The sequence below is a fragment of the Spirosoma aureum genome (assembly GCF_011604685.1).
In the GTDB taxonomy this organism is placed as follows: domain Bacteria; phylum Bacteroidota; class Bacteroidia; order Cytophagales; family Spirosomataceae; genus Spirosoma; species Spirosoma aureum.
This window is the reverse complement of sequence record NZ_CP050063.1, coordinates 234448-249181: the sequence shown is the minus strand read 5'-3', so window position 1 is coordinate 249181 and position 14734 is coordinate 234448. Positions and strand designations below refer to the sequence as shown.

The following is a 14734-nucleotide window of genomic DNA, read 5'->3' as shown; positions in this document are numbered from 1 at the left end:
GCTTTTTACGACTTAACCGACAGCTTGATTTGTAAATTGGCCCAGTGTCAGCAATCAATCTGTCCTGCTTTGTAGTTTATAGCACAAACTCATTCATCCTTGCTGATTATGATTGCTGACTACACCGAAGCCGCCGTTTGCCGCGTTGATGATCTTGTCGATGGTCAACTAAAAGAAGTTCGCGTTGGTGATACCGACGTGTTATTAGCTCGCGCTGATGGACAATTCTACGCGCTTCATCCTAAATGTGCTCATTATCAGGCTCCTTTGGCGAAAGGGCTACTCAATGGCCACCGGCTCATTTGCCCCTGGCATAATGCCTGCTTTGATGTCAGAAATGGGCACCGACTCGAAGCGCCAGCTCTGAATGGTCTACCTACGCATGAAGTGCGCATTGAGGGTGGTCAGGTGTTCGTGCGGCTAACGACTGATAAGGAAAGTCTTGAAAATCCGATGGTTGCACCTGATCCGTCTACTGAAGAAACCTATGTCATCGTTGGTGGGGGAGGAGCCGGGGCATTTGCGGTAGAGGGCTTGCGGGAAGGCGGTTTTATCGGTAAAATCGTGATGCTCACTGCCAGCCAGGAAGCGCCTTATGACCGGCCTAATTGCTCAAAAGATTACTTGCAGGGAAAGGCTCCCGATGAATGGATGCCACTCCGTTCGGATGAGTTCTATAAGGATTATGGCATTGATATTCGTACCAATCAACACGTAACGTCGCTTGATGCCACCACCCGGCAAATTGAACTGGCTTCTGGAGAGACCCTTACGTATGATAAGGCATTGATTTGCTCGGGCGGTAAGCCCAATCCATTGCCAGGGCTAGATCCCGAATTGAAAGGAGTTTATACATTGCGTAGCCTGCACGATAGCCAAAAACTGCGTGAAATGGGTCAGCAGGGAAAGCGGGTTGTTATTGTGGGGAGTTCCTTTATCGGATTAGAAGGCGCGATGAGTTTACGAAAACTGGGTAGTGATGTAGACGTTGTTGGTATGGATGACGTGCCATTTGCAAAAATAGTAGGCGAAAAAATTGGTCGGCTGATGCAGGGCTGGCACGAAAAAGAAGGTATTCGATTTCATTTAGGACGCAAAATAGATCGCCTGGAAGGTAGCGGTGCGGTTAATGCGGTTTTGCTTGATAATGGCCAACGCCTTTCGGCTGACTTTGTCTTGCTGGGATTGGGAGTAAAACCGAATACGGACTTTTTGAAGGCCATTCCACGCGAAAAAGACGGAGGTGTTAAAACTGATAATTATCTAAAACTGGCTGATGGACTCTATGCGGCTGGCGACATCGCTCATTATCCCATAACAGATGGTACGCAGCGGATTGAGCACTGGAAAGTGGCTGGTTTACAAGGATATACTGCTGGAATGAATATGGCAGGGAAAGAGCAGTCCTATTCATCTATCCCTTTTTTCTGGACAAATCAGCAGGGGAAACGAATCAATTACGTTGGCCATGCGGATCATTTCGATGCTATTATCTACGACGGAGACCCTGAAACAGACGAAGCGTTTCTGGCATTGTATGTTCTGAATGATCAGATAAAAGCCGCTGCCGGACTCAAGCGTGATCAGGACATTATTGCCATTCGGGAACTGTTGCATGCCGGGCGAATGCCTTCGGTTGAGGATGTTCGGCAAGGTATAAACTGGGTCGACGAACTGAAAAAAGCCTAAACTGAATTTAAGCCAAGTCATGCTTTAACCTATATGGGTGGCATAACTTGTCCGCCAAACGTTTTACCTTTGTGTCCTGACCGTGCTAAATACTCGGTTTGGTTATGACGCATCAACTTGTACTCAAAAAACCGCTGGCCTTTTTCGATCTCGAAACAACCGGCATAAACGTCGCTAAAGACCGTATCATTGACATTTGCATCATTAAAGCATTGCCCAATGGTGAGGTTTCCAGCAAAAATCAGCGCGTCAATCCGGGTATGCCCATACCATTGGAGTCCAGCATGATTCATGGTATCTATGATGATGATGTGATCGATGCTCCTCCCTTTAAATCGGTTGCGCGTACGCTTGCCCAGTTTATGGATGGCTGCGATCTGGCAGGTTTCAACAGTAATCGTTTCGACGTTCCCCTTCTGGTCGAAGAATTTTTGCGGGCAAATGTCGATTTTGATATGAAAAACCGGCGGATGATCGATGCCCAGCGTATTTTTCATCTGATGGAGCCGCGTAATCTTTCGGCCGCCTATCGATTTTATTGTAACAAAGAATTGGTGGGTGCACACGGCGCTGAAGCTGATACGATTGCATCGCTTGAAGTACTCAATGCACAGGTGCAGCGCTATCATGGCATGGTCGCCAAAACCGATAGCGGTCAGGATGTCGTTTTTGAAAACGATGTTGACATGCTACACAGTCTGACTGCCAACAAAAACGTTGATCTGGCTGGTCGGATCGTTATCAACGAAAAAGGCGAAGAAGTTTTTAATTTTGGTAAACATAAAGGGTTTCCTGTGTTGGACGTGCTGAAGAAAGAACCCTCGTTTTATGACTGGATGTTAAAGGGTGAGTTTCCGCTCGATACGAAACGCCGGCTGACCGAAATTCGACTACGGATGTTTAGTAATGGTAACGGAAGGAAATAGATAATTGGGTAGGTAGAGCAACCCGGAGCTGAAAATAAATGCCCGGATTAAGGTTAAAGCTTTATTAATTACCCGAATTCCCTATCTACCTTAATCAACCAAATTTGAGCAAGCCCGAATAATCTTTACATTTGCGGCACTTTCTATTAACCGGCAAGCCATGCAACCCACGCAGGACGTCCTCATTCCGGAAGTCATTCAGCAGATACCGCTCACGTATTACCTGATTCTCAGCACAGCGCTGTTTGTCATCGGCATCATCGGCGTATTGACCCGACGCAACGCCATTATCATCTTCATGTCGATCGAGTTGATGCTTAATGCCGTCAACTTATTGCTCATCGCATTTTCGTCCTATCGTTCCGACTCTGCGGGGCAGGTATTCGTCTTTTTCATCATGGCTGTGGCGGCCGCCGAAGTATCGGTCGGGCTGGCTATTATTGTCATGATTTATCGCAATACCCGATCGATCGACGTTGGGCTGCTTAATAAGTTGAAATGGTGAAATAAGTTTTCAGTTCACGGTTTGCGGGCTGAATAGGACCGTAGGCCGTAATTGCAAACCGTAAACGTCAAACAATTTCATGCAAATAGAATTACTCTGTGCGTTAATTCCGCTTTTCCCGCTGATCGGTTTTCTGATCAATGGCGTTGGCTTTCGTCGAGTACCTAAGGGCCTGGCCGGGGGCCTGGCTACGGTTGCCGTATTAGCTTCTTTTTTGACATCAATTTATCTGTTCGGAGCCTTCCAGACGGGTAACAGCCAAACCATCGTTGCAACGCTTTTCGATTGGATCAGCGTTGGCGATCTGCATATCAATTTCTCGTTCCAGATCGACCAGTTGTCTTTATTGATGCTGCTGGTCGTAACGGGTGTTGGAACGCTTATTCACTTGTATAGTATTGGCTATATGAGCCATGATGAAGGATTTGGCAAATTCATGGCCTTCCTGAATCTGTTCATATTCTTCATGCTCTTGCTGGTAATGGGCTCCAACTACGTCATTATGTTTATTGGCTGGGAGGGAGTTGGACTGTGTTCGTATCTGCTCATTGGCTTCTGGAACAAAAACACCAGCTATAACAATGCGGCCCGGAAAGCTTTTGTCATGAACCGTATTGGGGATCTGGGCTTTCTGCTGGGTATATTCATGCTCATTAATACGTTTGGCACAGTTGAATATCTTGACATTTTTAAGCAGGCTACGAGCTTAGAGATCGGCGATAAAACGATTCTTCTGATTACCATGCTGCTATTTGTTGGCGCAATGGGTAAATCGGCTCAGATTCCGCTCTATACCTGGCTGCCCGACGCTATGGCTGGCCCAACGCCGGTATCGGCACTGATTCACGCAGCCACGATGGTGACAGCTGGTATTTATATGGTTGTTCGCTCGAATGTACTTTACACGCTGGCACCGCTTACCCTGGAAATTGTTGGAATCATCGCCATCGCCACTGCATTACTGGCGGCTTCGATCGGCTTATTACAAAACGATATCAAGAAGGTACTGGCTTACTCGACTGTTTCGCAGTTGGGCTACATGTTCCTTGGTTTAAGTGCAACAGCCTATACCGCGGGCATGTTTCACGTCATTACGCACGCATTCTTCAAAGCCTTGCTATTCCTCGGGGCTGGTAGCGTTATCCACGCGATGTCCGATGAACAGGACATTCGAAAAATGGGTGGCTTACGGAAATCGTTGCCCATAACATTTATTACGTTCTTAATCGGAACGATTGCTATTTCGGGTTTACCTCCATTTGCCGGGTTCTTCTCGAAAGATGAAATTCTGGCGCATGTTTTCGAACACAACAAACTTTTGTGGGTGCTCGGTGTAATTGGGTCCGGTCTGACTTCTTTTTATATGTTCCGGTTGCTGTTCCTGACCTTCTTTGGTGAATTCCGGGGAACGGAAGAACAGCGGCACCACCTTCATGAATCACCCGCAACGATAACTGCGCCACTGGTTGTGCTGGCAATCCTGTCAGCCATTGGTGGAGTTTTAAATTTACCGGGCTCAGGTTGGTTAGGCGATTTCATGGCTCCTTTGTTTGAAGGATCACGTCAGGTAAACCCCGAAGCGTTCGCTGAATCGACCATTGAACACACAACGGAATACATTCTCATGGCCGTTTCGGCGGGTGTGGCTCTGGTGGCTCTGGTCATCGCTTATGTGATGTATATTAGCCGCGGAGCGGTTCCTGCTCCTGAAACCGCCGACCGGTCGTTGCCCGAACAGGTCGTTTATAACAAATATTACGTAGACGAATTATACGAGGCTATCATTATTCGGCCAATTCGTGGCCTGGGTGACACCTTATATAGTTTTGGCGAAGGAATTATTGACGGCGTTGTCAATGGTGTAGCGTGGCTGGTTCGGCAAAGTTCAGCTCAACTGCGACTCCTGCAAAATGGCTCGATTGGTTTCTACGTATTTGCGATGGTGCTTAGCATTGCCGCCATTTTTGCCCTACGGTTTTTTATTCGGTTCTAGAACGATATACGGTATCCAGATTCCGGTGTTGCATTTTATCGCTTAACCGAAAACTGAAAACTTGTTTAAAAAATGCTTACACTATTTTTAATCCTTTACCCCGCCCTTGCGGCCACATTGATTCTGTTGTTTCGGGGAGAACGGGTAAAACAAGCGGCTTTAGTGGCTGCGCTGGTTGAATTAGTTTTGGCTGGCTTTGCTTTTTTTAGTTTTCAGCCGGATGCCACCTCTCAATTTGGCTTCGATTATCCCTGGCTTGGTACGCTAGGCATTCGGTTTAGTGCTGGAATTGATGGCATAAGTGTTCTGCTGGTGTTGCTGACAGGGCTACTACTACCCTTTATCATACTGTCTACATTCAATCGCAGTTACGACCGGCCAAGTACGTTCTATGCGTTGATGCTTTATATGCAGGCTGCGCTGGTAGGTGTTTTCACCGCTCGCGATGGCTTTTTGTTTTACTTGTTTTTCGAAGCAGCCCTGATACCAATTTACTTTCTGGCGGCTATGTGGGGGGGAGAAAATCGGATTCCGGTTACCTTTAAATTCTTCGTATACACCATTTTTGGTAGTTTATTTATGCTGGTTGCTCTGGTATATCTGTATTACCAAACACCGGCTACCGGCCTCATTCCGCATTCGGCTGCTATCACTGATTTCTATAAACTTAAGCTGACTCCCGAAGCTCAAAACTGGGTGTTCTGGGCGTTTTTTATCGCCTTTGCGATCAAGATGCCTGTATTCCCCTTTCATACCTGGCAACCTGATACATACGTTGAATCGCCGACCCCAGCAACCATGTTACTTGCCGGAATCATGCTGAAAATGGGGGTTTATGGATTAATCCGATTCATTCTGCCTATCGTGCCGCTTGGTGTTGAAACGTGGGGAAAAACGGCAATTATTCTGTCGGTAATTGGCATTATTTACGGCTCTATTATTGCCATTCGCCAGCGCGATATGAAGCGGCTGATTGCGTACTCGTCGTTCTCACACGTTGGCTTGATGGCCGCGGGTGTATTCTCACAAACCGAAACAGGGATGCAGGGGGCATTAGTACAAATGCTGGCACACGGTATAAATGTGGTAGGAATGTTCTTTGTTGCCGACATTATTTTCTCGCGCACCAACACCCGCCAGCTCGACCAATTAGGCGGCATTACGCAAACAACCCCTAAGCTGACCGTTTATTTCATGATTATGCTGTTGGGGAGTGTCGCCTTGCCGCTTACTAACGGATTCATCGGTGAGTTTCTGTTGCTGCATGGTGTTTTCACCTATAACCACTACCTGGGTCTGGCGGCTGGCTTTACGATCATTTTTGGGGCAGTCTATATGCTCCGGATGTTCCAGAAGAGCATGTTTGGGCCCACATCATCCCGTACCGAATCCTTTGCTGATCTAACCAGTTCCGAAAGCTGGGTATTTGTTCCGCTGGTTATTATGGTTTTCTGGATTGGCATATACCCACATACATTTTTAAAAGTAACTGAACCAGCCGTTGCTAACCTGATGAAATACATCGGAACCACAGCGGTATCAATGAAATAAGTTTGAAAAAGTTTCCCTTTGGTCAGTTTGACGGTAGCAAGCAGAAGCAACTGAAAATCGACTAACGGAAAACGGAAAACTCAAAAATTATGCTTCCCATCGTTCTGTTATCAGTTTTTGGTATTGTGCTGTTATTCCTTGGCTTCCTGAAGTCGAAGGCTGTATTATTACCAGCTGCATTACTTTTTCTGCTGATTACGCTAGCTGCCAATTTTCTCGACTGGAACAAGTCGTACTTGTACTTCAACGACATGTTGAGGACCAATAACCTGTCCATGATCTTTACAGCTATTGTGCTGGGATCAGCGTTTATGGTGGTGGCTTTATCAAGTAGCTTTATTGAAGATGAATCAGCGCAACCCGCTGAATATTATGCTTTAATACTATTCTCGCTGGTTGGCGCGATCATGATGGTCAGCTTCGAGAACCTGATTATGCTGTTTGTTGGTGTCGAAATCCTCTCGGTTGCCATGTATGTACTGACAGGAAGCGACAAACGAAATCTGCGATCGAATGAGGCAGCGCTGAAATATTTCCTGATGGGGGCTTTTGCTACGGGCATTATGCTTTTCGGAATGGCATTGCTTTATGGCGCTACAGGTTCATTTACATTAGCTGGCCTCGATTCCTACACGGCTAATCCACAGGCAGGTCTATCGCTGCTCATTTACGTGGGCCTACTCATGCTGTTGATTGGCCTGCTGTTTAAAGTTTCGGCGGCACCGTTCCATTTCTGGACCCCCGACGTATATGATGGAGCTCCCACAATCTTCACGGCATTCATGTCGACGGTTGTTAAGACAGCCGGTTTTGCCGCCCTATTTCGGTTACTGTCTGTTTCATTTGAGGGTGTATATAGCTTCTGGTGGGTCATTTTGGCCATTATTACAGCAATAACACTCGTCATTGGTAATATCACGGCAGCTTATCAGAATAGCTTCAAACGAATGATGGCTTATTCCAGCATCTCTCATGCGGGCTACTTACTGATTGGCCTGGCAGCATTAGGTGCACAAACCAAGCAAGCCATCGTATTTTATTCGCTGGCGTATTCGGTGGCTACCATTTCCGCGTTCGGCGTTCTTCTGTTAGTTGCACAGCAGCGTAGTACCCAAACATTTTCCAGTGAAGGCGCTAGTGATGGTGTCACCAGCGAAAATTTTGATGCGTTTAATGGACTGGCCAGAAAAAATCCATTATTAGGCTTTGCCATGGCAGTCTCAATGCTTTCGCTGGCTGGAATCCCGCTGACAGCTGGCTTCTGGGGGAAATTCTACATGTTTTCAACGGCCGTTGAGCGGGGGCAAATCTGGTTATTGGTCGTTGCAGTACTGATGTCAGCTGTTGGTATTTATTATTACTTCCGCGTAATCATTGCCATGTACTTTCGGGAAGGTGCTCTTGAACCAATTCGGGTTGCCCCATTTTACCGATACGTGCTGCTGGCGGCTACTATTCTGACATTAGGTTTAGGAATTGCACCTGGTTTGTTACAAGGTCTCTTTTAGTTAGTGAGAAATAGATTTCCAACCATAGCCTAAGTAATAAGACTGGATTATATAGGCGTTTGACATCTAAATTGTACTTTTGAGGAATTGGGTGATAAATTGATCGATAAATAGAGCGTCTCTTCTCAGGTAAAACGTGAACGTGAGCAGCATTAACCAGACAAAACCTAAAGAATTTAAGGATATTTTCTCGTTCTTTCTAACGGCTTTGCTGGGTGCGTCCATCAACTTCGTCAGCCAAATTTTTTATCGCAACTATTTCGATTACGCTACCAGCGTACTTTGCGGGTATCTAACAGCTACAGTTCTGACCTTTATTCCCACCAAACGGTATGCGTTTTCGGCGGGGAAAACAGGGAACACAGGCCGCGAAGCCGTCAAATTTTTAGTTATTGCCCTAGTCGCCCTCATTGTTCAGGTCTATGTAGCCAAATACACGCTCGAATGGGTTGCTAATCCGCTCTTTCCTACGGCCTCAAAACTTTGGCGTGAAAAAGGCTCACACGTGGTTGGTATGGGCATGAGCTTTATGGCTAATTATTTTGGACATAAACTTCTCACATTCCGCAGTACAGGAATGTATGATAAACTGCGTTCGCGGTCACCTCGGGAAAACGAAGAGCAGTTTTAACGACCGGGTTCGCCTACTTCAATCACATCTTCGATTCGTTTTATTTGTTAGTGGATTTTTCTTAGACGCAAAGCTCTTTATTGTAAAATAATAAGGTAACGTTTGCACTATTAAGAAAAAAGGTATATTTGCCACCGCAAACCTTAAAATACCACCAAAGGGCAATGAAAAAAATATTCGCTTTACTGTTCGTCGGCAGCATGCTGACTTTCGCTGCTTGTCAGAGCAAACCTAAAACAGAAGAATCTACTACCGATTCAACGGCTACCTTATCTACAGACACCACCACGATGGCTACGGATTCGGCAACGACTGTTGTTGATTCTGCTGCTACAGCGGTTTCTGACAGCGCGAAGTAATCAGTTTGCTTCCCAACAGAAAACAAAAAAGCCTTATTTTTATAAGGCTTTTTTGTTTTAGATCTTGACAGACGTATTCACATCCTATTTCCCACTGGGAACCGACATTTATTGTCGACAGCTTTGGCAGCAATATGAATTCTATTTTCGGGTTGTAAATCCACGGCGAACACGTCTGGGCGATTTTCGCGCTTTCCCGGACGGTAAGACTCAAATTACCGTTAATGCTAATCTGAATCCATATGCTTTTCTGATTACATATGTGCATGAAGTTGCTCATGCCGATGTGAATCGTACGTACAGACGGCGTGTTCAACCACACGGAAAAGCCTGGCAAACAGCCTTTCAGCGTCTCATGCAACCGCTCCTAACCGAGGCAGTTTTTCCAGCCGACATTCTTCTTCCACTTCAGCGATACATGGTCAGGCCGGCAGCAACAACCTATGCAAACCCTGCTTTAATGCTGGCTTTGCGAAAGGAAGATACGAAATACAGCAGTCCCGCTGAGCCGGGCCGCATACTTCTGCGCGATGTGCCAGAAGGTGAAGCATTTCAATTTGATAAAAAGACGTTCGTTCGGGGTACGTTACGCCGGACTCGTATCGTTTGTAAAGAGGTGTCGACAGGTAAGTCATATGCCATTTTAGCACATGCCTGGGTGGAAACGAATGGAAAATGAATACTGATAAATATATGATTGGATGCGCTGTAAAGCCAGCTTATCTGCCCTGCATAAAGGTGATAAGTCTCATCATTATTTATTGTTCGTTAGCTGTAGTTCACGCCAGAGCACAGTCTGTGCTTAAAGAAGGAGTATGGATAAAAATCGGCGTAACAGAATCTGGCGTTTATCGATTGGATCAGGCAACATTGGCTCGATTTAATCCCGCTTTCGCTACTGCCGACCCACGTAAGTTAAGGCTTTATGGGAATGGAGGAGCAGTATTACCACAACCGAATGCAACATCCCGAGCGGCTGATCTGACCGAAAATGCGATTCAGGTAATCGGAGAAGCCGATGGTAAGTTTGATTCGGGAGATGCGATGTTATTCTTTGGCCAGAGCCCCCACGCTATTCGCTATGATTCGTTGGCCAGACGGTTCAACCATCAGCTTAACTCCTATTCTGATACAACATTTTATTTTTTAACCATTGGTAATACGCCAGGACTACGCATTGCGGAACGTCCGGCGGGTACATTGACTACAACACCTTCGGTCACCGTTTTTGACGATTACCAGTTTCATGAGCAGGATTTATTGAAAGTACCCGCAGTGCATTCGGGCCGCGAGTGGTTAGGAGAGTACATGACCAATGATACCATAAAGAATATATCCTTCGATATGCAGGGGGTGGTAGGGCAAACGCCTGTTCGATTGACATCGTCTGTAGTAGCTGGTGCACTGTCGCCAACGCAGTTTCGATTACAATTGAACGGCCAAACTGTGGGCACTCAGTTTGTGTCAAGTATATCAGGGTATGAATATGACTATCAGGGTATTATCCGAACTGATACCTTTTTCGTTAAACCGGCTTCTGTTGCCAGTCCAGTACAAATTGCCCTTACATTTCAGAAAAATGGACAGTCGTTCGCGCAAGGTTACCTGAACTATTTAGGCGTTCAGACCCGACGCGAGTTGCGGCAATATGATAAGCCGATTTGGGTACGTCGATTAGATCCGGGACAATGCGTCATTCGTCAGGCTACAGCTGGGTTGCGAATCTGGAATATAAAGAATCCTTTAATTCCGTTAACGCAAGCCTACACATTATCGACTACAGCAGAGGCCCGATGGACTGCAACAGATCGGGCAGATTATTTTTTGTTCACGGATAATCAACTGCTTACACCCGTTTCGCTTGCAGCTGTAGCGAATCAAAATGTAAAGGGTTTATCAACACCTAATTTATTAATTATTACAGCGACAGCCTGGCGCGATGAAGCCGAGCGACTGGCAACGTTTCGACGCGAACATGATCGGCTGGCCGTAGAGGTCGTCACGATACAGCAGATTTACAATGAATTTGGCTCTGGACAAGGCGATCCAACGGCCATTCGGGATGCTGCTCGTTTTTTTTATCAGAAGCAACCTAATCAGCTCCGTTACCTACTATTGTTCGGTGATGCCACCTTCGATTACCGGAACATAAATCAACAACTCAGTCCAACTCAATTAGCCAATACAATACCCGTTTATGAGAGTTATGAGTCGTTGCATCCTGTTTTGAGTTACTCGTCAGATGATTATTTCGGTTTCATGGATATATCTGAAGGCGAATGGCCTGAAACCGATAAGGGCGATTACAAAATGGATATTGGCGTGGGCCGCCTGCCAGTAAAATCAGCGGACGAAGCGAAAACGGTTGTCGATAAATTAATTCGTTATAGTTCCGATCCATCGCTCGTCGGTGACTGGCAAACACGGGTGATGTTTGTGGCCGACGATGGTGACTATAACATCCATCAGCAGGACGCCAACTCGTTAGCTACAACCGTAGAATCAAAAGATCCTTCCTATCGGCCCGAGCGTATTTTCCTGGATGCATATCCGCAGGAATCTACATCAAACGGCCAGAAATCTCCAATTGTCAATCAATTAATCAATCGGGGTATTGCCGACGGAAGGCTAATTATTAATTATAGTGGTCATGGGGGAACAGAAACGCTGGCTGATGAACAGGTTGTTACGCTTCAGGATATTTTATCCTGGAAAAATCGTCGGCTACCCTTATTTGTAACGGCTACCTGCCAGTTTGGTCGATACGATGATCCTGGTAGCAATTCAGGTGCTGAATTAGCCCTACTGAGCCGGCTTGGGGGAGCCATCGCATTATTGACGACCACTCGCCCAGTGTATGCCAATACGAATCTGGTACTGAATAAATCATTTTATAAGGCGGTTTTTGCGCCGGTCAATGGACAGATGCCCCGACTTGGCGACGTTATGAGGCTTACAAAAAATGATAGCTTAGTGGGACCAGTGAACCGTAATTTTGCTTTATTGGGCGACCCATCCATGCGTCTGGCTTATCCTCAGGCTCAGGTTATGCTAACAAAAGTAAATGGCCATGCTGTGAGTTCAAGTAAGCCAGATACATTGCATGCGTTAGAAACAGTTGAATTATCCGGCGAAATTCAGCAGCATGGGCAGCGACTGACGGATTTTACCGGTACACTTCGACTCACACTTTATGATAAATCAACAACGCAGACAACACTTGGCACAGAAAGTGCTAAAATGAATTATAAGGCGTATACTAGCACGTTATTTGCTGGACAGGCAGTTGTGCAGAATGGCCAGTTTACCGTTCGCTTTGTCATGCCCAAAGACATTGACTATACTGTTGGGCTGGCTAAATTATACGCCTATGCGGTTCGGAACGATAGTTTGTTTGATGCTTCCGGAAGTTATGATAGCTTACGGGTAGGTGGTAGCCTGATTGTCGATAGTCTTGATACACAGCCACCTGTTTTGCAATTGAGTATTGAGGGTGGCATTGCCGAAGGTGAACAGATTCATGTAGCAGGCCCCGATGTAACTCTGCATGTCGGTTTACGCGATAATCAGGGAATTAATACCGCTCGTGCTGGTTTAGGGCACGAGCTGACCGTTCAACTCAATGATCAGGCGCCAGTAATTCTGAATGATGTTTATGTTGCTGTTGGTAATGATGGGAAACAGGGAGAAGCCGTTTATACTTTCCGTGATGTCACTCCGGGAGCTTATATAGTCCGGGCAAAAGCATGGGATATAAACAATAATTCAACAGAAGATACGTTGAGCATAGTAGTCTCCGGCAAACCAGCGTTGGGTCTTGGTGTACTACAAGCCAGCCCAAACCCGATAACAACACATTCGACTATAACTGTTGAACATAATCGGCCCGGTGAACCACTTGACTGGATGTTGCAGATTTTTGATCTGAATGGCCGATTGTTTAGTCAACAGAAAGGCCAGTGCAGCGACTGTCCGTCTAAACTCGAAATAGGTACATGGTATGGATTGACCGATGCCGGTCAAACAGCACCGAATGGACTATATATTTTCAGAATACACATGCAATCAGCGGCCGATGGCTCGGTGATTGATGGGAGTGGCCGATTAATTTTACTAAAATGATTGCCGGGTTAAGGTAACCCGTTTTTTCTAATCCAACGAATCGTGTAATTTTGACCGCTCAGGACTGCCCTATTCACTATAACCAGTCGCTGTTGTTGACCAACACACTTTGTATGAAGCGCAACTTTTTCCGTGTTCTTCTCGGCGTTTGCAGTTTTTTTCCCTTCGTCGTTTTTTCACAATCCAATCTAGCAGGACAGAATCTAGGCATCCCTACATCGGCAGTCCCCTTCCTGAATTTTACGCCAGATGCCCGCTCGGGCGCATTGGGTGAAGCAGGAGTGGCTTTGGGCGATCCTGATGCAAATGCTATTTTCTGGAATCCATCCAAATTAGTTTTTGCCAAACAGTCGAAAGGGGCGTCTATTTCCTATACACCCTGGCTCCGTGAATTAATTGGTGATATGTATTACACCTATTTATCCGGTTATTCTAAAATTGGCAAAAACTCGGTTGTTGGCGGTTCCCTTATGTATTTCGACCTGGGGACAGTGAATTTCACAACCGCAACCGGTGTTGCAGCGGGTACGTTTAATTCGCGGGAGTATGCAGTTACGGCAACGTTTTCGCAACGCCTGTCTCAGAATTTTTCACTAGGCGTCGATTTGAAGTACTTAAACTCGAATCTTGCCTCTGGTTCTTCTAATCCGGGCTTAAAGCCAGGTGGAACGGCTGCTGCTGATATTAGCGCCTTTTATCGGAACGAAGCGCGCGATAATGCAACTGGCAGAGGCCTTGGCTGGGCTTTTGGGGGTATGCTTTCTAATCTCGGTGGGCGTATCAATTATGGAGGTCAGGAACGCTATTTCATTCCAACAAATTTGCGTTTGGGAACAGCTCTAACGTATTATGTCGATCAGTATAACAAGTTTAACATCGTTGCCGATGTGAACAAGCTGATGGTTCCAACACCACCCGAATACGCACGGGATGCCAATGGTAACCTGATCCCGATTGCTGGAAGCAGCCCTACGAAATATCAGATTGCCAAAGGTCAGGACCCTGACCGAAATTATTTCAGTGCTGTATTTGGCTCATTTGCTGATGCGCCGGGTGGTTTCAGTGAAGAACTCAGAGAGTTTACCATTTCGACAGGTGTCGAGTATTGGTATAATGAGCAGTTTGCTGTTCGGGCCGGTTATTTTGGCGAATCGAATACAAAGGGTGGCCGGAAATACTTTACAACAGGTATTGGCCTACGCTTGCAAGAACGATTCGGCGTCGATTTCTCTTATCTCCTACCTGTCAAACAGGGGAATCCGTTAGCCAATACATTCCGTATTTCGCTTCTTTTTAACTTCAACGGCTCGAATGCAGTAGGCTCCGAAGACGATGAGCCTTTAAGTAATGATACCAATAACTAGATGCCATTAATTTTTGGATAACTGTACTGGTTATTGAACTAAGTTAATTGGAGACTAGTAAATCAATTTAAATACCGTCAATTAGA

The 14734-nt window shown here is 46.0% G+C and carries 11 protein-coding genes; all 11 read left to right on the top strand.

Annotation, left to right across the window (positions count from 1 at the left end; genetic code table 11):
- The first annotated feature begins 108 nt into the window (after nucleotides 1-108).
- The 11 genes from G8759_RS01035 (at nucleotide 109) to porV (ending at nucleotide 14648) form a co-directional block, all read left to right on the top strand.
- Complete coding sequence (locus tag G8759_RS01035) at nucleotides 109-1689, top strand: FAD-dependent oxidoreductase (RefSeq protein ID WP_167204410.1); 1581 nt, start codon at nucleotides 109-111, stop codon at nucleotides 1687-1689.
- A 104-nt stretch (nucleotides 1690-1793) separates the two neighbouring features.
- Nucleotides 1794-2615, top strand: a complete 822-nt coding sequence (locus tag G8759_RS01030) for a 3'-5' exonuclease (RefSeq protein WP_167204408.1) — start codon at nucleotides 1794-1796, stop codon at nucleotides 2613-2615.
- A 160-nt stretch (nucleotides 2616-2775) separates the two neighbouring features.
- Nucleotides 2776-3120: an NADH-quinone oxidoreductase subunit NuoK gene (gene nuoK / locus G8759_RS01025; protein ID WP_020597411.1), complete on the top strand. Its 345-nt coding sequence runs from the start codon at nucleotides 2776-2778 to the stop codon at nucleotides 3118-3120.
- Nucleotides 3121-3199: 79 nt separating this feature from the next.
- On the top strand, nucleotides 3200-5113 hold the full coding sequence (gene nuoL / locus G8759_RS01020) for an NADH-quinone oxidoreductase subunit L (protein ID WP_167204406.1): 1914 nt from the start codon (nucleotides 3200-3202) through the stop codon (nucleotides 5111-5113).
- A gap of 72 nt (nucleotides 5114-5185) precedes the next feature.
- Nucleotides 5186-6664: a complex I subunit 4 family protein gene (locus tag G8759_RS01015; RefSeq protein ID WP_167204404.1), complete on the top strand. Its 1479-nt coding sequence runs from the start codon at nucleotides 5186-5188 to the stop codon at nucleotides 6662-6664.
- An 89-nt stretch (nucleotides 6665-6753) separates the two neighbouring features.
- On the top strand, nucleotides 6754-8172 hold the full coding sequence (locus G8759_RS01010) for an NADH-quinone oxidoreductase subunit N (RefSeq protein ID WP_167204402.1): 1419 nt from the start codon (nucleotides 6754-6756) through the stop codon (nucleotides 8170-8172).
- A gap of 136 nt (nucleotides 8173-8308) precedes the next feature.
- The gene (locus G8759_RS01005) at nucleotides 8309-8803 is read left to right on the top strand and encodes a GtrA family protein (RefSeq protein WP_167204400.1); all 495 of its coding nucleotides are present in this window, start codon (nucleotides 8309-8311) and stop codon (nucleotides 8801-8803) included.
- A gap of 164 nt (nucleotides 8804-8967) precedes the next feature.
- Nucleotides 8968-9162 (top strand): PG1828 family lipoprotein, encoded by a 195-nt coding sequence (locus G8759_RS01000; protein ID WP_167204398.1) that lies wholly within the window; start codon nucleotides 8968-8970, stop codon nucleotides 9160-9162.
- 64 nt (nucleotides 9163-9226) lie between these two features.
- Nucleotides 9227-9841 carry a SprT family zinc-dependent metalloprotease gene (locus tag G8759_RS00995; RefSeq protein ID WP_167204395.1) on the top strand — a complete coding sequence of 205 codons (615 nt, stop codon included), beginning with the start codon at nucleotides 9227-9229 and terminating at the stop codon, nucleotides 9839-9841.
- The gene (gene porU / locus G8759_RS00990; RefSeq protein ID WP_167204393.1) at nucleotides 9838-13284 is read left to right on the top strand and encodes a type IX secretion system sortase PorU; all 3447 of its coding nucleotides are present in this window, start codon (nucleotides 9838-9840) and stop codon (nucleotides 13282-13284) included. Before G8759_RS00995 ends, porU begins: the two co-directional genes overlap by 4 nt.
- Before the next feature lie 113 nt (nucleotides 13285-13397).
- Nucleotides 13398-14648, top strand: a complete 1251-nt coding sequence (gene porV, locus G8759_RS00985) for a type IX secretion system outer membrane channel protein PorV (RefSeq protein ID WP_167204391.1) — start codon at nucleotides 13398-13400, stop codon at nucleotides 14646-14648.
- Nucleotides 14649-14734 lie beyond the last annotated feature (86 nt).

What these genes read in the sequence shown, in the direction of transcription:
- G8759_RS01000 (WP_167204398.1), top strand. Translation starts at nt 8,968, where the DNA reads ATGAAAAAAATATTCGCTTTACTGTTCGTCGGCAGCATGCTGACTTTC.
- G8759_RS01015 (WP_167204404.1), top strand. Translation starts at nt 5,186, where the DNA reads ATGCTTACACTATTTTTAATCCTTTACCCCGCCCTTGCGGCCACATTG.
- nuoK (WP_020597411.1), top strand. Translation starts at nt 2,776, where the DNA reads ATGCAACCCACGCAGGACGTCCTCATTCCGGAAGTCATTCAGCAGATA.
- G8759_RS01035 (WP_167204410.1), top strand. Translation starts at nt 109, where the DNA reads ATGATTGCTGACTACACCGAAGCCGCCGTTTGCCGCGTTGATGATCTT.
- nuoL (WP_167204406.1), top strand. Translation starts at nt 3,200, where the DNA reads ATGCAAATAGAATTACTCTGTGCGTTAATTCCGCTTTTCCCGCTGATC.
- G8759_RS01030 (WP_167204408.1), top strand. Translation starts at nt 1,794, where the DNA reads ATGACGCATCAACTTGTACTCAAAAAACCGCTGGCCTTTTTCGATCTC.
- porU (WP_167204393.1), top strand. Translation starts at nt 9,838, where the DNA reads ATGAATACTGATAAATATATGATTGGATGCGCTGTAAAGCCAGCTTAT.
- G8759_RS01010 (WP_167204402.1), top strand. Translation starts at nt 6,754, where the DNA reads ATGCTTCCCATCGTTCTGTTATCAGTTTTTGGTATTGTGCTGTTATTC.
- porV (WP_167204391.1), top strand. Translation starts at nt 13,398, where the DNA reads ATGAAGCGCAACTTTTTCCGTGTTCTTCTCGGCGTTTGCAGTTTTTTT.